Source organism: Kaistia sp. UC242_56, assembly GCF_044452255.1.
Classification (GTDB): Bacteria; Pseudomonadota; Alphaproteobacteria; order Rhizobiales; family Kaistiaceae; genus Kaistia; species Kaistia defluvii_A.
In genome coordinates this window covers 2,838,060-2,856,588 of record NZ_JBIOAN010000002.1, presented here as the reverse complement: position 1 = coordinate 2,856,588, position 18,529 = coordinate 2,838,060, and the positions used below count along the sequence as shown (strand labels likewise).

Below are 18,529 nucleotides of genomic sequence, written 5' to 3'. Positions count from 1 at the left end.
ATGTCGTCCTCACTCGTTGTCTCACCGCGCCCATGCGCAGCACACTCATGTACAGGTAGGCTGTCGTCGCGATGACTTGCGTCATCAGCGTGGCGCCTGATCCATCTGCTCCGACCTTACGGTCGTCATGGTGAACAAAGGCTTGACGCAGGCTTTGACCGATGCGCGGGTTCTTGCTCTGCCCAAGGGCAACGACTATGTTCGCCGCCCAAGATAGAGCAAAAAACAGAACATGTTGGACCAAACCGCGGCCGATCATAGTCGGCGCGGAATTCGGCCAATTGACGGCAAAAGGTGGAAGAGCGCGATGTTCAAGGGTTCGATCACGGCCATGGTCACCCCGATGCGGGAGAACGCGGTCGACGAAGACGCGCTGCGTTCCTTCATCGATTGGCAGATCGGCGAGGGCACGCATGGTCTCGTGCCGGTTGGCACGACGGGCGAGAGCCCGACCCTTTCGCATGCCGAACACAAGCGGGTCGTCGAGGTCACCATCGAGGTGGCCGCCGGCCGCGTGCCGGTGATTGCCGGCGCCGGTTCGAACAACACGGCCGAAGCGATCGACCTTGCCCGCCACGCTGAGCAGGCGGGCGCGGACGCGGTGCTGGTCGTCACTCCCTATTACAACAAGCCCAACCAGGAGGGCTTGTATCAGCACTACAAGGCGATCAATGACGTCGTCGGCATCCCGATCATCATCTACAACATTCCGCCGCGCTCGATCATCGACATGTCGGTGGAGACGATGGCGCGTCTGTTCGAGCTGAAGAACATCGTCGGCGTCAAGGACGCGACGGCCAAGCTCGACCGTGTCAGCCTGCAGAGGCATGCCATGGGGCCCGACTTCCTGCAGCTTTCGGGCGAGGACGGCACCGCTTTGGCGTTCATGGCGCATGGCGGCCATGGCTGCATCTCGGTCGCGTCGAATGTCGCGCCGCGGCTCTGCGCCGAATTCCAGGAGGCCTGCATGGCCGGCGATTTCGCCAAGGCTCTGGCCTATCAGGATCGCCTGATGCCGCTGCACAGCGCCATCTTCGTCGAACCGAACCCGACGGGCGTCAAGTATGCGCTGTCGTTGCTCGGCAAGATGGAGGATCGCGTCCGTCTGCCGCTCGTCGGCATCACCGAATCCACCAAGACCATCATCCGCAGCGCCATGGCGCATGCCGGCCTGGTCAACTGAGGCATTGAATCATGAGTAGCGGCACGGGCGATCCGCGCTATCGGCTTGCCGCCGACAATCGACGCGCACGCTTCGACTACGAGATCGGCGACGTCTTCGAGGCCGGCATCATGCTGACCGGCACGGAGATCAAGTCGCTGCGCGGCGGCCGCAGCACGATCGGTGATTCCTACGCCGCCGAAAAAGGCGGCGAGGTCTGGCTGTACAACGCCTATATCCCGGAATATCTGCAGGCCAACCAGTTCAACCACGAGACCCGCCGGCCGCGAAAGCTGCTCCTGCACAAGAAGGAGATCGCCAAACTCTCGCAGGCCGTGCAGCGCCAGGGCATGACGATCGTCGCGTTGAAGATATACTTTAACGAGAAGGGCCGGGCCAAGGTCGAGATCGCTCTGGCGCGCGGCAAGAAAGAACACGACAAGCGCCAGACCGAGAAGGCGCGCGACTGGAACCGTGAGAAGGGTCGCCTGATGCGCGACAAGGGCTGACTAGCCCGCTCCGGTAGCTGGATGAAATGCAAAAGCCCGGCCGCGATGCGGTCGGGCTTTTTTGTTGCGCGTCGGCGAACCAAGGCCTGACCACATAAAAAAAGCCCCGCCGAAACTCGGCGGAGCTTTCTAACCTGTACGTCCGGTGGGGAGGGCCACCGGACGCGAGATCGCTGATGCGACCTGGAATTACCAGGAGCGCTTCAGGAACAGGTTGGCTGTCCAGGAGTCGCCCGAGAAGTCGGACCGGACGTTGGTGTTGTCGACGCGGGACGGAACGCCCTTGGCGTCGACATCCGTGTAGAAGACGTCGGCGACGAGCTCGAGGCCCTTGACCGGCGCATAGGCGGTGTTGAAGCCAACGCGCCAGGCGTCGATGCTCATGTCGTCGAGGTAGTCCGAACCGTCGAAGTTGGCATAGCCAGCCGAGAGCGAGGACCAGAGCTGCGGCGTCCAGACGTGCTTGTAAGAAGCCAACGCGCTCCAGCTGGTGCCGGTGCCGGCAGCGAACTGGTCGTCGAACAGGCCGAGAGCGCCGGCAACCGAGGTGCCGCCGGAGATGCCGGTGAACGAGTTGGCGTTGTCGCCGTAGGAAGCCGACACGAAGAAGCGATCGCCAGCCGAAACGTTGTCGAGAGCGACCTCAAGACCGCCACCGATGGCCCAGCCTGCCTGGCCGTCACCAAGGGCGTTGTTGTAGAAGTCGTAATCGGCAGCCGAATTCGTATAAACACCGGCGATCTTCGCGGCGAAGATACCCGACGAATAGGTGACTGCAGCGACGATGTCCGGAATGTTGTTGTTGCCGTACTCGTTGCCAAGCAGGTCTTCGTAGTAGCCGATCGAGCCGCGATCGCGCTGGTCTTCGATCGAGAGCGACAGACCGAAGCCGTTGACGGCATAGGTCAGCTGGATGTGGTCGACGGTCGAATCCGAACCGAACATGCCGGTGTCGTCATAGCCGCGGCCGAAGTCGAACAGCGACGTGAAGTAACCAGCCTTCAGCGGGCCCAGCTCGAGGTAGGCGCTGTCGACGTAAGCCGAATTGGTCGACTGGTTGACGTAGTCGGCCAGGCTGTCGCCCTGCGCATTGTCATTGCCGGTCTTGGCGCGCATGTCGATGAAGCCGGTCAGGTTACCGTATTCGGTGACCGACGAGGCCGTCAGCTGGATCGAGACTTCCGTGTAGAAGTTGCCCCAGTTGTTGTTCGAGCTGTTCAGGCCACCGAAGTCGCCGCCGCCGAAGTTCGTGCCGAACTCGACGTAGCCGCCGACCTTGATGCAGGTGTCGGTGCCGGGGGAGTAGAAGAAGCCCGCGCCGAACGCGTCGCAGACCTTCACGTAGTCAACCGGCTCGGCGACGGTGAGATCGGCCGCCTGGGCGCCGCCAGCGAGCACGATTGCTGCGGCGGAGCCGAGCAGAAGGGACTTAAAGTTCATTACCTGACCTCTGGTTGTCAGGGGATCGGAAGGCGGTCTGCTTGCCTTCGGTCCGCACTGTGTCCAGCGCGCCGAAAGGGGCGTCCCCGTGCCTCATTCCCCCAGCCAATGAGCTGTCCGCGACCCCCCATGGGAAACGGACAGGACTTTCTCCAAATCATTCGTAGAAAGTGAAATGAACTTACCCATCCAGATGATTCACGTAACTCAAAAACAGCCGCATCTCCGATATGGAGCCATGATTGTAAGCTTAAGTTGCTATTTTGCGACAAGGTGCGTTTTGCCTTTTATGGAGGGGCTGGAAGTCCCTGCGGAAAGCCGCTTGCGGGCTTGTGAAAGAACGCCTTTGACAAGGCGTTTCGCGAAGGCGGCGCAGAATGCGGCGCGTCGGGCAGGGCGGGCGAACCCTATGGGGGCGGCATGGTTCCGCTTGCGGTCAGGCCGGTGTCCGGGGAGATAAGGGCGGCAAGGATGGGTTCTTAGGGGGGGGCTCGGGAGGCGCTTACGGCTCCTGGCGGAACCTCACCCTTTGAAGGAAGCGACCGACTGCACCCTCACCCTCGGATTCAGCGGCCTCAGCTTCCGTCGGAATCCAGAAACGCGCGGACGTCGGAAAAGACGGCGCGGAACATTTCCGGCGTGAGGACGCCGGTGTTCGTATTGTAGCGCGAGCAGTGGTAGCTGTCGAAAACGCTAAGTGAACCGATGTTATGCCGTGCGCGATGTCCGAACTTATGTCGCGACATGCGTTCGCCGAGCGCCACGACGACGCTGTCATGCGCGATCTTGCCGAGGGCAATGATGGCGCGCAGGCGGGGCATGGTCGCCACCGTGCCGGACAGGAACGTGCGGCAGGTCCGGATCTCGTCGGTCGTCGGCTTGTTCTCCGGCGGGACGCAGCGGACGGCATTGGTGATGGCCGTGTCGATCGGCGTCAGGCTGTCGTCCGGCCGCGCCTCGAAGACGCCGCGGGCAAAGCCGAAGTCGAGCATGGTCTGGTAGAGCAGGTCGCCCGCATAGTCGCCGGTGAACGGCCGACCGGTCCGGTTGGCGCCCCGCAGGCCTGGCGCCAACCCGACGATAAGCAGCCGGCCGTCCTCGACGCCAAAGGACGGAACCGGCGCATTGTTCCACTCGGGCTGCTTTGCCCGCCACTCTTCGCGAAACGCCACGAGGCGCGGGCAGAGCGGGCAATTGCGCCCGGGATCGGAAGCGGTAAGCGGCACGGGTGTGGAGTCTCGCTGCGAACGATCGGGATCGAGATGAATCGGGCTCAGATCTCGTCCTCGAAGCCGTCCTCGAAGCCGCTGGTTGCCTGCTGGCGCTCCGAGCTGCGGTGTGTGCGCTCGGACGGGTCGCGGCCGATTCGGCTCTGCAGCGTAACGAGGTCGATGAAATGGTCCGCCTGGCGGCGAAGCTCATCGGCGATCATCGGCGGCTGCGTGGCGAGCGTCGAGATCACGGAGACCTTGCGGCCCTTGCGTTGCACGGCTTCGACCAGTGAACGGAAATCGCCGTCGCCGGAGAACAGCACGACATGGTCGACGAATTCCGCCACCTCCATCACATGCACGGCGAGCTCGATATCCATGTTGCCCTTGACCTTGCGGCGACCCGCAGCGTCGAAGAACTCCTTGGTCGGCTTGGTCACGACCGTGTAGCCATTATAGTCGAGCCAGTCGATCAACGGGCGGATCGAGGAGTACTCCTGATCTTCCGACAGCGCCGTATAATAGTAGGCGCGCATCAGGTAGCCCTTGCTCTGGAACTCGCCGAGCAGCTTCTTGTAGTCGATGTCGAAGGCCAGGGACTTGGCGGTGGCGTAGAGATTCGCGCCATCGATGAACAGGGCGATTTTTTCGCGAGCGTCAAACATGTTCAATATCCATAATGAAAAAGGGATAGCGGCATTAGCGGCCCCAACGGGCCGACTCGAAGCAGGCAATCCCGCATCAATATAGCCTCGCTGCCTTGCCAGCAAACAATTCGCCGTGTTCGATTGCGGGCGCCCGGCCATGACATCCGGCGCGTGCACGGGGGCAGGGCAGGCTGTATAATCTCTTGCATTCGGAAGTCCGCGCACTTATTCATGCGCGCTTGAACCCCAGACTTTTCCGAACAGGAGACCTGACATGGCGCGCGTCACCGTGGAAGATTGCGTCGACAAGGTCGAGAACCGCTTCGAACTGGTGCTCCTTGCCGGCCATCGCGCTCGCATGATCGCCAGCGGCTCGCCGCTGACCATCGCCCGCGACAACGACAAGAACCCGGTCGTCGCTCTGCGCGAGATCGCTGACGAGACCGTCCATCCCGACGATCTCAAGGAAGACCTGATCCATTCCCTGCAGAAGTACGTCGAGGTCGACGAGCCCGAGCAGGATATGCAGCTTCTCGCCGAGGATTCCTCGGATGAGGACAATGGCGTCGCCTTTGACCGCATGTCGGAAGAAGAGCTGCTGCGCGGCCTCGAGAACATGGTCCCGCCGGATAAGCAGGACGACTTCTAAGGCACAACGTCGCGCCGCGGCCAAACCGCTTGTCGTTTGGCCGCGCTCGCTATCCTATATGAACGGGTAGCCATCCGGCCGGGTCATTCCCGGCCTATTCGCGTGCCTTCGGATATAGCGCCATGATGCGCCAGTATGAACTCCTCGAGCGTGTCCAGCGGTACAACCCGCAGGCCGACGAGGGGCTTTTGAACAAGGCCTATGTCTATGCCATGCAGAAGCATGGCTCGCAGCGGCGCGCCAATGGCGACCCCTACTTCTCTCATCCGCTCGAAGTCGCCGGCATCCTCACCGATCTGAAGCTCGACGACGCCACCATCGCGGTGGCGCTGCTGCATGACACTATCGAGGACACGGACGCGACGCGTTCGGAAATCGACGGCATGTTTGGCGAGGATATAGGCCGGCTGGTCGAGGGCCTCACCAAGATCAAGCGCCTCGATCTGGTGACCAAGAAGGCCGCGCAGGCCGAAAATTTCCGCAAGCTCCTGCTCGCCATCTCGGAAGACGTGCGCGTGCTGCTGGTGAAGCTGGCCGACCGGCTCCACAACATGCGCACGCTGCACTTCATGCCGGAGGAGAAGCGCGGCCGGATCGCCGAGGAAACGCTGGAGATCTATGCGCCGCTGGCCGGCCGCATGGGCATGCACGACATGCGCGAGGAACTGGAAGAGCTTGCCTTCGCGGTCGTCAATCCTGAAGCGCATCTCGCCGTCACCAGCCGGCTCGCCGAGGTGCGAACCCGCAACGAGAGCCTGATCGAGGCGATCGAGAAGGACCTGCGCGAGAAGCTCGAGAAGCACGGCATGAAGGCCAAGGTCTTCGGCCGCACCAAGCGCCCCTATTCCATTTTCCGGAAGATGGAACGCAAGGCGATCTCGTTCGAGCAGCTTTCCGACATCATCGGCTTCCGCGTCATTCTCGAGACGACGGCGGAGTGCTATGCGGCGCTCGGCATCGTCCACACGACCTGGCCGACCGTGCCCGGCCGGTTCAAGGACTACATTTCGACGCCGAAGCAGAACGACTACCGCTCGATCCACACTACCGTTGTCGGCCCCGGCCGCCAGCGCGTCGAGCTGCAGATCCGCACGCGCGAGATGGATGACGTCGCCGAATACGGCATCGCGGCGCATGCGCTCTACAAGGACAAGGGCAACGGCAATCTCTCCGACGAGAGCCGCGCCTATACCTGGCTGCGCCGCACCGTCGAGATGCTGGCCGAGGGCGATACGCCGGAAGAGTTCCTGGAGAACACCAAGCTCGAGCTGTTCCACGACCAGGTGTTCTGCTTCACGCCGAAGGGGCGGCTGATCGCGCTGCCGCGAGGCGCGACGCCGATCGACTTCGCCTATGCGGTACACACCGACATTGGCGACACCTGCGTCGGCTGCAAGATCAACGGCCGGATGATGCCGCTGACCACCGAGCTGCATAATGGCGACGAGGTCGAGATCATCTGCTCCAAGGCGCAGGTGCCGCCGCCGGCCTGGGAATCGATCGCCATTACCGGCAAGGCGCGCGCCTCGATCCGCCGCGCCGCCCGCACCGCGATCCGCAAGCAATATGCCGGCCTCGGCCGCAAGATCGTCGAGCGGGCCTTCGAGCGGGCAGGGCGCGATTTCTCCGAAGATCGCCTGAAGGCCGCGCTGCCACGCCTGGCGCAGCAGAACATCGAGGACATGCTGGCCTCCGTCGGTCGCGGCGAAATTCCCTCCGTCAATGTCCTGAAGGCCGTCTATCCCGACCACAAGGAAGAGCGCGCCGCCGTGCCCAAGGGCGGTAACGGCATGGGCGGCGAACCGGGCTGGTTCGGCCTCAAGAAGGGCTCCGGCATGATGTTCCGCGTGCCGAACGGGGAAAGCCAGGCCGAACTACCGGCCATCCCGATTCGCGGCCTGCATGGCGACATGCCCGTTCGCTTCGCGCCGGAAGCCGGCGCCGTGCCCGGCGACCGGATCGTCGGCATCATGACGCCGGGCGAGGGGATCACGATCTATCCGATCCAGTCGCCGGCCCTGAAGGATTTCGACGACGAGCCGGATCGCTGGCTGGACGTGCGCTGGGATATCGATGCGGCCAATCGCGAGCGTTTCCCGGCCCGCATCGAGGTGACGGCGATCAACGAACCCGGCACGCTGGCGCAGATCGCCCAGATCATCGCCGACAATGACGGAAACATCTCGAACCTGCGGATCGTGAAGAGCGCGCCGGACTTCTCGGAACTGGCCATCGATCTGGAAGTATGGGATCTCAAGCACCTCAACCGCCTCTTGAGCGATCTTCGCGAGCGTCACGTCGTCAGCGCGGCAAGCCGCGTGAATGCCTGATGCCGATGATCGCAGCGACTAGACCTGGACTGGACACAGAATGAACCAAGCCGAAATCCTCGACGTCTTCCGCGAATCCGGCGCTCTACTCGAGGGGCATTTCATCCTGAGTTCCGGCCTGCGCAGCCCGATCTTCCTGCAGAAGGCGCGCGTCTTCATGTATCCGGACCGGACCGAGCGGCTGTGCAAGGCGCTGGCCGAGAAGATCCGGGAGTCGGGCGTCGCGTTCGATCTCGTCGTGTCGCCGGCTTTGGGCGGCCTGATCCCCGGCTATGAGACCGCGCGCCATCTCGGCGTGCCCGCCATGTGGGTGGAGCGCGAGCAGGACGAATTCCGGCTGCGCCGCTTCGAGCTGCCCGCCAATGCCAAGATTCTCGTCGTCGAGGATATCGTCAGCACCGGACTTTCGATCCGCGAGACGATCACCGCGATCCGCGCCATTTGCGGCGATGTCGTCGCTGCGGCCTGCCTGATCGACCGCTCGGACGGCGAGGCCGAGGTGGGCGTGCCGCTGATTTCGCTGACGCGCTACAAGGTGCCGGCCTATCCGGTCGATCAACTGCCGCCGGAGCTCGCTGCCATCCCGCCCGTCAAGCCCGGCAGCCGCAGCCTGGCCTGAGGCCGAAGTCCCCATCATGCTCTTCCGTCGCCGCCGCCCGCTCAAGTTTCATCAGAAGCTGAACCACTTCATGTGGCCGAAGGGCGGGTGGTCGCGAGCGCTGCGGTACTATGGCAAGCGACTGCTGCGCCTGTCCGGTTCGCCCCATTCCATCGCGGCCGGCTTTGCCTCTGGCGTGGCGCTGGCGATGACCCCGTTCATCGGCTTCCACTACCTGCTCTGCTTCGTCGTCGCCTTTCTCGTCCGCGGCAATGTGCTCGCAGCCGTGCTCGGCACGACGATCGGCAATCCGCTGACCTTCCCGCTGATCTGGGTCGGTACCTATGAGACGGGAAGCCTGATTCTCGGCTGGTTCGGCATGGCGCCGGAGAAGCTCGACTTTCACGATCTCCGCCACAAGCTGCTGACCGAATCATGGCGCGAGATCTGGCCGATCATCGAGCCGATGCTGGTCGGCGCGGTCCCGCTCGCTTTGGTATTTGGCGGGCTTTCCTATGTCCTGGTCTATATCGCGGCGCAGAGTTTCCAGTCGTCGCGCCGCCAGCGCTTTGCGGTTCGGCGCGGCGCACTGCATGGTAAGTGACGACCGCATCGAGTGAGGGGAAATACGCCGTGACTGTCCGCAATGAGCTGCGACTCGGGATCAACGTCGACCACGTCGCCACCATCCGCAATGCGCGGGGCGGGGTGCATCCCGACCCGGTGCGCGCGGCAGTCCTCGCGGCGGCGGCCGGCGCCGATGGAATCACCGCGCATCTGCGCGAGGATCGGCGCCATATCATCGACAGCGACATCGATCGTCTGCGCGCCGAGATCGCCCTGCCGCTCAATTTTGAGATGGCCGCGACCCGCGAAATGGTCGACATCGCCCTGCGCGTCCAGCCGCATGCCGTCTGCCTGGTGCCGGAGCGGCGCGAGGAGCGGACGACCGAAGGCGGGCTGGATGCCGCCGGCCAGCTCGCGCATCTCGTGCCCTTGGTTCGGGAACTCAACGCGGCCAAGATCCGCGTGTCGCTCTTCATCGCCGCCGATCGGCAGCAGATCGACGCCGCGCTGGCGCTGGGAGCGCCGGTGGTGGAACTGCATACAGGCACCTATTGCGAGGCCTTCCTGGAAGGCCCCGAGGCGTTCGAGCGCGAGCGGGCCCGGATCGAGGACGCGGCGCACTATGGCGCCAAGTTCGGGATCGAGATCCATGCGGGACATGGCCTCAACTACGATACGGTGAAGCCGATCGCCGCCATTCCGGTCATCCGCGAACTGAATATCGGCCACTTCCTGATCGGCGAATCGGTGTTCGTCGGGCTCGAGCAGTCGATCCGCACCATGCGAAAGCTGATGGACGAGGGGCGGGAAGCGGCGGAGGCTCAGTCGTGATTCTGGGCCTTGGCAGTGACCTGATCGATATCCGCCGCGTGGAGAAGACGCTGGAGCGGTTTGGCACTCGCTTCACCGAGCGCGTGTTCACGGAAATCGAGCAGAAGAAGTCCGACCGCCGGGCCGAGCGCGCCGCCTCCTATGCCAAGCGATTTGCCGCCAAGGAGGCATGCTCCAAGGCGTTGGGCACCGGTCTCAACCATGGCGTCTTCTGGCGCGACATGGGCGTCGTCAACCTGCCCAGCGGCAAGCCGACCATGGCGCTGACGGGCGGCGCGGCCGCGCAACTGGAGAGGATGATGCCGGCAAATCATCACGCCGCGATTCACCTGACGATCACGGATGATTATCCGCTGGCGCAGGCCTTCGTGATCATCGAGGCTTTGCCCGATCCGGTGTGATTCCGGAGGCGGTTCCGGCGCTCCGAAGGGTGCCGGGCCATACTGCCCATGCAATTTGGAAGCGGGGCGGGAGCACGCGTTGCGCTGATGCCACCGACTCGGTATGAACCAACCTCCGCCAGACGGCGAACTGCAAACGAGACGGATCGGAAGGACGCATGAGCGTGGCGGGCGAAAAATACAAGGCCGAGCGCGGCGGCACGGGCGAAACTGTCAAGATCGTCATCAATGCGCTCATCCTGGCGCTCATCGTTCGAACCTTCCTGTTCCAGCCGTTCAATATCCCCTCGGGATCGATGAAGTCGACCTTGCTTGTCGGCGACTATCTGTTCGTCTCGAAATACGCCTATGGCTACAGCAAATACTCCATCCCCTTCGCACCGGACCTGTTCTCCGGGCGCATCTGGGCCACCCCGCCCGAGCGCGGCGATGTCGCCGTCTTCAAGTTGCCGCGCGACCCCTCTGTCGACTACATCAAGCGGGTGATCGGCCTGCCGGGCGACAAGATCCAGATGATCGACGGCGTCCTGCAGATCAACGGCACGCCGGTGCCGAAGGAAAAGATCGACGATTACGTCACCAAGGACGAGTTCGGAACCGAGACCCACGTCCCGCGTTACAAGGAAACGCTCCCCAATGGCGTGAGCTATACCGTGCTCGATCTCGATCCGCGTAGTTTCTCAGACGATACGCCGGTCTATGAAGTGCCTCCCGACCACTACTTCATGATGGGCGACAACCGCGACAACTCGACAGATAGTCGAGTGCTCGGCGCGGTGGGCTACGTCCCCTTCGAGAACTTCGTCGGCCGCGCCGGCATGGTGTTCTTCTCCGTCGACGAGGGCGCCCAGGCCTGGCAATTCTGGAAGTGGCCCTGGACCGTGCGTTTTGACCGTCTATTTAAGGTGATCTGAGCTTGGCTTCCGAAGAACCCTTGCAACGTCTCGAGGAGACGATCGGCCACCGGTTTTCCGACCGCAGCCATCTCGTTCGGGCCTTGACGCATGCGAGTGCCGTCGCGGAGAGCCATCTGGCGCATGGCGAAAGCTATCAGCGCCTGGAGTTTCTCGGCGATCGCGTGCTGGCGCTCGTCATCGCCGACATGCTGCTGGCAGCGTTCCCCGAGGCGGACGAAGGCGAACTGGCCCGTCGGCTGACCGGTCTGGTGCGCAATGAAAGCTGCGCCGAGGTGGCGATCGACATCGATCTCGGCCGCTGGATCCACCTTGGCGGCGGCGAAGTGCAGTCGGGAGGGCGGCGCAAGGCGGCGATCCTCGGCGATGTCTGCGAGGCGCTGATCGGCGCGATCTTCGTCGATGGCGGATTGCCGGCGGCGCAGGCCTTCATCGACAGCCACTGGCGCAAGCGGATGCTGAACTGGACGGGCCCGCTGCGGGACGCCAAGACGACATTGCAGGAATGGGTGCAGGGCCGCGGCCTGGCGGCGCCCAAATATGAAATCGCAGAGCGGAGCGGACCGGATCACGCCCCGCATTTTACCGTTGAAGTGAAGATCGAGGGCATGCCGGTTGTCCTCGGTTCGGGTCGTTCAAGACGCGAGGCGGAGCAGAAAGCGGCGACGTCCGTGCTGCTGGCCCAAGGCGTATGGAGAGAAGAAACGCATGGCGTCTGATCTGGTCAATTCCGAGGAGACACCGACCCGCTGCGGGTTTGTCGCGCTGATCGGCGCGCCGAACGCCGGCAAGTCGACGCTCCTCAACCAGCTTGTGGGCACGAAGATCTCGATCGTCACCCACAAGGTGCAGACGACGCGCGCGATCATGCGCGGCATCGCGCTGGAAGGCGCCTCGCAGATCATTTTCGTCGACACGCCCGGCATCTTCCAGCCGAAGCGCCGGCTGGACCGCGCCATGGTGGAGACGGCCTGGGGCGGCGCCAAGGATGCCGACCTGATCGCCGTCCTCATCGACGCCGAGCGCAGCAACAAGGGCGAGACCGCCCAGATCCTCGACAAGGTCGCGGCCATCAAGGGCCCCAAGATCCTCGTCATCAACAAGATCGACACGGTTCCGCACACGTCGCTGCTGGAAATGTCGGCCAAGGCCAACGCGACCGTGAAGTTCGAGCAGACCTTCATGATCTCGGCCCTGAAGGGCCATGGCTGCAAGGACCTGATGACCTATCTCGCCGGTCGCGTGCCGTTGGGTCCCTGGCTTTATCCGGAAGACCAGATCTCCGACCTGCCGATGCGGGCGCTGGCGGCCGAGATCACGCGCGAAAAGATGTTCCTGCGCCTGCATGACGAACTGCCCTACCAGTCGACCGTGGAAACGGAGCTCTGGAAAGACCAGGCGGACGGTTCGACCCGCATCGAGCAGACCATCTATGTCGAGCGCGAGAGTCAGAAGAAGATCGTGATCGGCCACAAGGGCGAGACGATCAAGGGCATCTCCATGGCGGCGCGCACCGAGATCCAGGAAATGGCCGAGCGGCCGGTTCACCTGTTCCTGTTCGTCAAGGTTCGCGAGAACTGGGGCGACGATCCCGAGCGCTATCGCGAGATGGGAATCGAATTCCCGCGCTAGACTTCCTTCGACATCGGAGCGGACCTCGGTTCGCTCCGATTGCTGTTCGGATCAGCTTTCAGGCGCATGACGCGCTCTTGGTCTTGGCCGATTGCTCCTCGCTGAGCCGCTTCATGTAGTCCGCCAGCGTCCGGCCCTTCTCGGGCTTGAAGGCCTCCTCGAGCAGGTTCGCTTCGACGATCCGGTCGAGCCGGAACATGCGGAAATCCTCGCGCAATTCGCACCACGCCGTCGCCGTCCAGGCATGGCCCCAGGCCTCGATTGCCAGCGGGCGGATCGTGCGCCCGGTCAGCGCCTCGCTGGCGCTGCGATAGCTCAGATGCATCTTGCGCTTTTGCCGGATCGCCTTGCGGAACAGCGCAAGCTGCGCATTGGCGGCGCCGATCAGGGCCGGCGAATTGACCAGCACCGCGTCGCGCCAGATTTCGCCACGGCGGGATTCCGGCAGCACCGCGTCGATCTTGACCAGTGCTTCGCGGGCCGCGGCAGCGAGCTCCGGATCGGCCCAGGCCTCGACGAAGCGGGCGCCCAGCGCCAGCCCCTCCAGCTCTGCCTGCGAGAAGGCGAGGGGCGGCAGCAGCAAGGTGCCGCGCAGGACGTAGCCAACGCCGCGCTCGCCCTCGATCGGCACGCCGGTCGCGACCAGCGCATCGATATCGCGATAGACGGTGCGCACCGACACTTCGAGCTTGTCCGCGATTTCCTGCGCCGTGCGCAGGCGGGCGCCGCGCAGTACCTGGACGATCTCGAACAGGCGATCGGCGCGCCGCATGCCCGTCAGCCGGAATAGGCGACGGGGTAATAGCCGCTCTGGAAGGAGGGACGGTCGATCAGCGCGGAGAAGGCAGCGGCATCCGGATTGCCCGCCAGCCGCTGGCTGGCGGCGCTGGCCGAGGCACGATCGAGCCAATGGACGATCTCCGTCCAACTGCCATCCTCCGCCTGGGCGATGCTGCGGGCGAGGAAGCCACGCTGGCGGCGCAGGACGGTCATCGCGTCGTCGGCGGCGCGGACGAACTGGCGCTCGTCGACGCCCGCCAGCAGCGAATAGGAACTGATTTCGAGAACGTTGCGGTTCATGGCGATATCCTCGCGGGACAGTGTCTATCCTGCCAGAATAAAGATACCCAACTGACAGCGTTATGTCAGTTGGGTTCAGCGCCTCACACTAACGTGTCTGCCACTCGACAAAGCGGCCATGGAAGTCGGCACGGGCGATCTCGCGGTCGGTTCCGCCAGGCCAGACCCTGAGCCGGACGCCGGCAGTGTCGCGGCCGTCCGCCTCCATGCGCAGCCAGGCGACCGGGGCCTCGGGCGTCGCTCGCTCTCCGGCATCCTGCATCGTCTGCGTGACGGCCTGGCGCGTCGTTTCCGGCAGATATTGCCAGACGATGGTGTGGGCGAGGACCCGAACAGCGCCCGGGCGGGGCGGCGCGGAAAAGTGCCGGGCGACCCAGGCGGCCGCGTCGGCTTTCTCGACCCGCCACGGCGCCGCAGCCGCCACGTCCAGCGCTGCAATGGCGCGAGCGAGCCGCTCGGTCTGGTCGGCCCAGACATAGGCAAGCAGGCGCTCTCGATTGGCCGGAAGGCCTGGATCTAGCGGGTTGAGGTCGCAGCCGGCCCGGCTTCGCAGTTCGATAGCTGCAGACGTGTCGGGTTTCGCACCGCGCCATTCCGAATGGATGAGCACGGGCGAGTCGGCCGCGCCCCAGCGGTCACTGCCGAATTCGTAGCGGTATCGGTCGAAGCCGAGATTGAGCCCCATGCTGGCGCCGATCTCGTGCCAGTCCAGCGGCAGGCCAAGCTCGCGGGCAAGGAGCAGGGCGCTGCCGATCAGCACGGACGAGCGGGCGACCTCGTTGGTCTGCGGCGGGCTGTCGAGCCAGTCATGCAGGAAATCGTCGTCCGACCCGATCGCGTCGCTAACCGCCTCCGTGAGCGCCGCCCGATCGACCGGATTGGGGGGATAGGCGGCGGCGAGTTCTCGTCGATTTCCTGGCGCGCTTCAGGGCGTGGAATCCGGCCGCCGCGCGGAGCGCGAGTGCGTCGGCGAAGGGATCTCGCGGCCAACCCAGAATGCGGCGGCCGAAGCCGCTGGAATCATCGAGATGCTCGGCAAGGAGCTCGCATATCTCGGCGGTGAAGGGCGAGCCCAGCTTGCGGCAGGAGCCTGCCTGGGATTGAAACGCCTTCAGCAGATCGCCAGCCATCCTTGCCATGATCGTCCTCGTCAGCCGGCGGGTTCGTCCAGATGCGACGGCAGGTCGAGGTCGAAGCCCTTGCTGGCCTCGCGCCGGCTGCCGACCCAGATGTTGTGCTGAACCGGAAACCGGTCCGGCTCGTCGAGAGAGGCGAGCGTCACGTCGACCTTCAACGGGTCGTCCGTGGACGTCATCATCAGCGGCGTGCCGCAATCGGCGCAGAAATGCCGGCGGCCGGTGGCGGACGATTCGTTCACCGCAGGGTGCCCGGCGGTCAGCTGGAAGGCGCTGGCGTCGAAGGTCGCCCAGGTCAGGAACAGCGCGCCGCCGGCCAGTTGGCACATGCGGCAATGGCAGTGGCAAACGAGGCGCGGGGCGCGGTCGATCGTGTAGTGGATGCGGCCGCACAGGCAACCGCCCGTGATCGGTGCCGCGCTCATCACCTGGCTCAAATGCGAAGCTCCACATGGACGGGGACGTGGTCGGACGGTTTGTCCCAGCCGCGGACATGCTTGTCGATGCCCACCGAGACGAGACGGTCCGCCGCCTGCGGCGAGAGCAGCAGATGGTCGATGCGGATGCCGTTGTTCTTCTGGAAGGCGCCGGCCTGATAGTCCCAGAAGGTGTAGAGGCCGCCCTCGTCCGTCGTGGCGCGGAGCGCGTCGGTCAGGCCCAGTGTCTCGATGGCGCGGAATGCCTTGCGGGTTTCCGGCTGGTAGAGCGCGTCATTGACCCAGAGCGATGGATTCATGGCGTCGCGCGGCTCGGCGATGACGTTGTAATCGCCGGCGAGCACCAGCGGCTCCTCATAGGTCAGCCGCTCGGTCGCCCAGTTCCGCAGGCGCTCCATCCAGGCGAGCTTGTAGGAAAATTTCGGCGTGTCGATCGGATTGCCGTTCGGCAGATAGAGCGAGACGACGCGCAGCGCGCCGCTTTCGACGGAGAAAACGCCCTCGATGAAGCGGGCGTGATCGTCGCCGTCATCGCCTGGCAGGCCGCGATTGACCTCGTCGAAGGGCAGCTTGGACAGCAGGGCGACGCCGTTGAAGCCCTTCTGGCCATGCGTCGCGACATTGTAGCCGAGATCCTCGAAAGCCGAGGTCGGGAAGCCCTCATCGACCGACTTGATCTCCTGCAGACAGGCAATGTCGGGCGAGGCCTCCTTGAGCCAGGCAAGGGCGGTATCGATTCGGGCTTTGACGCCGTTGATATTCCAGGTCGCGATCTTCATGCGTGCAGACTAGCCGATCCGCCGCGAGATGCCACCGGGCGGTGCCGATCGCGTTGCATCTTGCACACCTGCCGTCACTGCCTAACTCTAAGGGCTCCGGCAACGGCCGGAGAGGAACGCGCAAAGGAGGCTTGAATGCCGGTCAGGACATCGGACGCAAAGTGGCAGGGTGATCTCAAGAGCGGCAAGGGCACCGTTCACCTTGGCAGCGGCGCCTGGGAAGGACAGTTCAATTTCTCGTCGCGATTCGAGGAAGGCAAAGGCACGAATCCGGAAGAACTGATCGCCGCCGCGCATGCCGGATGCTTCTCGATGGCGCTTTCCGCCGGGCTTTCCGGAGCCGGATTCACGGTCGAATCCATCGCCACCACGGCGAAGGTTAAGGTCGATCCCGTTTCGGGCGGCTTCGAGATCACCCACATCGATCTGGTGACCGAGGCTAAGGTGCCTGGGATCGACAAGGCGACGTTCGACAAGATCGCCGCCGCGACCAAGGAAGGCTGCCCGGTTTCCAAGGCGCTCAAGGCCGTTCCCATCGACCTGGACGCCAAGCTCGTCTGATTCCCAGCCATACACCCGATCAATCAGCCGGCGCGCGGCTTGACCGCCTGCGCCGGCTGGCCGACAGTCGCGCCCGAAAGTGGGGGTGACATGAGTACCGATCCCGTGCAGTTCGATACGCCGACGCCGATTGCCAGCGAGACATTCACCGACCCGGACCTGGCGATCGCCAGGCTGGAGGAGATCTACGACCGCCACACGGCGCATCTGCGCGATCGCTTCGACGCGCTGCTGAAGGGGCATCCCCCGATAGGCCGGGTGCGGGCCACCTATCCCGAAATCCGCTTCACGACCACCAGCTATGCCAAGATCGACTCCCGCCTGGCTTATGGCCATGTCTCGGGGCCGGGCAGCTATGCCACGACGGTGACGCAGCCGAGCCTGTTCCGGAACTACCTGAAGGAGCAGATCAAGCTGCTCGTCCGCAATCACGGGCTTCCTGTAACGGTCGGGCCGTCCAACCTGCCGATCCCGCTGCATTTCGCCTTCCCGAACGGCGTCCATGTCGAGGGGCAGCTGGCGGAGAAGATCGAGCGGCCGCTTCGCGACATGTTCGACGTTCCGGACCTTGCCGTGACGGATGACGCCATCGTCAATGGCACCTTCGAGCCGACGCCGGGCGAACCCTTGCCGCTGGCGCCCTTCACGGCGCCGCGCATCGACTATTCGCTGTTCCGCCTGGCGCACTACACGGCGACCAGCGCCGAGCATTTCCAGAACTTCGTGCTCTTCACCAACTACCAGTTCTACATCGACGAGTTCTGCGTGCGCGCCCGCAAGCTGATGGCGGAAGGTGGCGGCGGCTATGAGTGCTTTGTCGAGCCCGGCAATGTGATCACCCCCGCCGGTTCGACGGAACCTGTTTCCGGCATGGCGCCGCCGCGCCTGCCGCAAATGCCGGCCTATCACCTGAAATTCGCCGGCAATGCCGGGCTGACGATGATCAATATCGGCGTCGGACCTTCCAACGCCAAGACGATCACCGACCACGTCGCCGTGCTGCGTCCGCATGCCTGGCTGATGCTGGGGCACTGCGCGGGCCTTCGCAACACGCAGGCCCTTGGCGACTATGTGCTGGCGCATGGCTATGTGCGCGAGGACCACGTTCTCGACGCCGACCTGCCGAGCTGGATCCCGATCCCGCCGCTCGCCGAGGTGCAGGTGGCGCTGGAGGAAGCGGTCGAGGCCGTGACGGGGCTTGAGGGCTACGACCTCAAGCGGATCATGCGCACGGGAACGGTCGCCACCATCGACAACCGCAACTGGGAACTGCGTGATCACCGTGAGCCGGTGCAGCGCTTCTCGCAGTCGCGCGCCATCGCTCTCGATATGGAATCGGCGACGATCGCGGCCAATGGCTTCCGTTTCCGCGTGCCCTACGGAACGCTGCTCTGCGTCTCGGACAAGCCGTTGCATGGCGAATTGAAGCTGCCGGGCATGGCCTCGGACTTCTATCGCCGCCAGGTCGGCCAGCATCTCGAGATCGGCATCCGAGCCATGGAAAAGCTGCGCGAAATGGCGCCCGAACGGCTCCATTCCCGCAAGCTCCGCAGCTTTACGGAGACCGCGTTCCAGTAGGGGCAGCTGTTGGCGTGGATCGTCGCAGGTTCTATATTGGGACCTGCGTAACTCCAGCCACAGGGGC

General features: G+C 64.1%; 21 protein-coding genes and 1 pseudogene. 13 read left to right on the top strand and 9 right to left on the bottom strand.

Annotated elements, in window-relative coordinates; translation table 11 throughout:
* Positions 1 to 307: 307 nt before the first annotated feature.
* Together dapA and smpB are read left to right on the top strand one after the other, a co-directional pair.
* Positions 308 to 1,183, top strand: a complete 876-nt coding sequence (gene dapA / locus ACHMWQ_RS16155; protein ID WP_396308241.1) for a 4-hydroxy-tetrahydrodipicolinate synthase — start codon at positions 308 to 310, stop codon at positions 1,181 to 1,183.
* 11 nt (positions 1,184 to 1,194) lie between these two features.
* A complete protein-coding gene (gene smpB / locus ACHMWQ_RS16150) occupies positions 1,195 to 1,671 on the top strand; it encodes an SsrA-binding protein SmpB (RefSeq protein WP_354549391.1) in 477 nt (158 codons plus the stop codon).
* 189 nt (positions 1,672 to 1,860) lie between these two features.
* Here the strand turns inward: smpB and ACHMWQ_RS16145 are convergent, their stop codons facing one another.
* From ACHMWQ_RS16145 to ACHMWQ_RS16135, 3 genes are all read right to left on the bottom strand, one after another.
* A complete protein-coding gene (locus ACHMWQ_RS16145) occupies positions 1,861 to 3,111 on the bottom strand; it encodes a porin (protein ID WP_396308240.1) in 1,251 nt (416 codons plus the stop codon).
* A 575-nt stretch (positions 3,112 to 3,686) separates the two neighbouring features.
* The gene (locus ACHMWQ_RS16140) at positions 3,687 to 4,337 is read right to left on the bottom strand and encodes a uracil-DNA glycosylase (RefSeq protein ID WP_396308239.1); all 651 of its coding nucleotides are present in this window, start codon (positions 4,335 to 4,337) and stop codon (positions 3,687 to 3,689) included.
* A 47-nt stretch (positions 4,338 to 4,384) separates the two neighbouring features.
* Positions 4,385 to 4,987, bottom strand: a complete 603-nt coding sequence (locus tag ACHMWQ_RS16135) for an NYN domain-containing protein (RefSeq protein WP_354549387.1) — start codon at positions 4,985 to 4,987, stop codon at positions 4,385 to 4,387.
* 256 nt (positions 4,988 to 5,243) lie between these two features.
* On the opposite strand from ACHMWQ_RS16135, the gene rpoZ reads away from it, so the two are divergent.
* The 9 genes from rpoZ to era all read left to right on the top strand — a co-directional run bounded on the left by rpoZ (position 5,244) and on the right by era (position 12,891).
* Positions 5,244 to 5,618 (top strand): DNA-directed RNA polymerase subunit omega, encoded by a 375-nt coding sequence (gene rpoZ / locus ACHMWQ_RS16130; protein WP_266332523.1) that lies wholly within the window; start codon positions 5,244 to 5,246, stop codon positions 5,616 to 5,618.
* A gap of 122 nt (positions 5,619 to 5,740) precedes the next feature.
* Positions 5,741 to 7,948, top strand: a complete 2,208-nt coding sequence (locus ACHMWQ_RS16125) for a bifunctional (p)ppGpp synthetase/guanosine-3',5'-bis(diphosphate) 3'-pyrophosphohydrolase (protein ID WP_354549385.1) — start codon at positions 5,741 to 5,743, stop codon at positions 7,946 to 7,948.
* Between the two features lie 40 nt (positions 7,949 to 7,988).
* Positions 7,989 to 8,567, top strand: coding sequence for an orotate phosphoribosyltransferase (gene pyrE / locus ACHMWQ_RS16120; RefSeq protein WP_396308238.1), 579 nt, complete (start codon positions 7,989 to 7,991; stop codon positions 8,565 to 8,567).
* 16 nt (positions 8,568 to 8,583) lie between these two features.
* Complete coding sequence (locus ACHMWQ_RS16115; RefSeq protein WP_354549383.1) at positions 8,584 to 9,150, top strand: DUF2062 domain-containing protein; 567 nt, start codon at positions 8,584 to 8,586, stop codon at positions 9,148 to 9,150.
* A 29-nt stretch (positions 9,151 to 9,179) separates the two neighbouring features.
* Positions 9,180 to 9,944, top strand: coding sequence for a pyridoxine 5'-phosphate synthase (locus ACHMWQ_RS16110; RefSeq protein WP_396308237.1), 765 nt, complete (start codon positions 9,180 to 9,182; stop codon positions 9,942 to 9,944).
* On the top strand, positions 9,941 to 10,345 hold the full coding sequence (gene acpS / locus ACHMWQ_RS16105) for a holo-ACP synthase (RefSeq protein ID WP_396308236.1): 405 nt from the start codon (positions 9,941 to 9,943) through the stop codon (positions 10,343 to 10,345). The genes ACHMWQ_RS16110 and acpS overlap by 4 nt, the downstream gene beginning before the upstream one ends.
* A gap of 158 nt (positions 10,346 to 10,503) precedes the next feature.
* Positions 10,504 to 11,259 carry a signal peptidase I gene (lepB, locus tag ACHMWQ_RS16100; RefSeq protein WP_396308235.1) on the top strand — a complete coding sequence of 252 codons (756 nt, stop codon included), beginning with the start codon at positions 10,504 to 10,506 and terminating at the stop codon, positions 11,257 to 11,259.
* Between the two features lie 20 nt (positions 11,260 to 11,279).
* Positions 11,280 to 11,978 (top strand): ribonuclease III, encoded by a 699-nt coding sequence (gene rnc, locus ACHMWQ_RS16095; RefSeq protein ID WP_354549378.1) that lies wholly within the window; start codon positions 11,280 to 11,282, stop codon positions 11,976 to 11,978.
* A complete protein-coding gene (era, locus tag ACHMWQ_RS16090) occupies positions 11,968 to 12,891 on the top strand; it encodes a GTPase Era (RefSeq protein WP_354549376.1) in 924 nt (307 codons plus the stop codon). Before rnc ends, era begins: the two co-directional genes overlap by 11 nt.
* Before the next feature lie 58 nt (positions 12,892 to 12,949).
* On the opposite strand, the gene ACHMWQ_RS16085 is transcribed toward era, so the two are convergent.
* The 6 genes and pseudogenes from ACHMWQ_RS16085 to xth form a co-directional block, all read right to left on the bottom strand.
* Entirely contained in the window at positions 12,950 to 13,663 is a 714-nt protein-coding gene (locus ACHMWQ_RS16085; protein WP_354549375.1) for a YafY family protein, read from the bottom strand.
* Between the two features lie 5 nt (positions 13,664 to 13,668).
* A complete protein-coding gene (locus ACHMWQ_RS16080) occupies positions 13,669 to 13,971 on the bottom strand; it encodes a hypothetical protein (protein WP_396308234.1) in 303 nt (100 codons plus the stop codon).
* Positions 13,972 to 14,059: 88 nt separating this feature from the next.
* A pseudogene (locus tag ACHMWQ_RS16075) lies at positions 14,060 to 14,827 on the bottom strand (DUF2332 domain-containing protein); the annotation flags it as partial.
* A complete protein-coding gene (locus tag ACHMWQ_RS16070; protein WP_396308233.1) occupies positions 14,814 to 15,101 on the bottom strand; it encodes a DUF2332 family protein in 288 nt (95 codons plus the stop codon). The pseudogene ACHMWQ_RS16075 and the gene ACHMWQ_RS16070, both read right to left, overlap by 14 nt.
* Positions 15,102 to 15,121: 20 nt before the next feature.
* Positions 15,122 to 15,532: a GFA family protein gene (locus tag ACHMWQ_RS16065; protein ID WP_396308232.1), complete on the bottom strand. Its 411-nt coding sequence runs from the start codon at positions 15,530 to 15,532 to the stop codon at positions 15,122 to 15,124.
* 8 nt (positions 15,533 to 15,540) lie between these two features.
* Positions 15,541 to 16,323, bottom strand: a complete 783-nt coding sequence (xth, locus tag ACHMWQ_RS16060) for an exodeoxyribonuclease III (RefSeq protein ID WP_396308231.1) — start codon at positions 16,321 to 16,323, stop codon at positions 15,541 to 15,543.
* A 135-nt stretch (positions 16,324 to 16,458) separates the two neighbouring features.
* Here xth and ACHMWQ_RS16055 point away from each other — a divergent pair, with 135 nt between their 5' ends.
* Both ACHMWQ_RS16055 and ACHMWQ_RS16050 read left to right on the top strand, forming a co-directional pair.
* Complete coding sequence (locus ACHMWQ_RS16055) at positions 16,459 to 16,884, top strand: OsmC family protein (protein ID WP_354549370.1); 426 nt, start codon at positions 16,459 to 16,461, stop codon at positions 16,882 to 16,884.
* 90 nt (positions 16,885 to 16,974) lie between these two features.
* Positions 16,975 to 18,462 carry an AMP nucleosidase gene (locus ACHMWQ_RS16050; protein ID WP_354549368.1) on the top strand — a complete coding sequence of 496 codons (1,488 nt, stop codon included), beginning with the start codon at positions 16,975 to 16,977 and terminating at the stop codon, positions 18,460 to 18,462.
* The last annotated feature ends 67 nt before the right edge of the window (positions 18,463 to 18,529 follow it).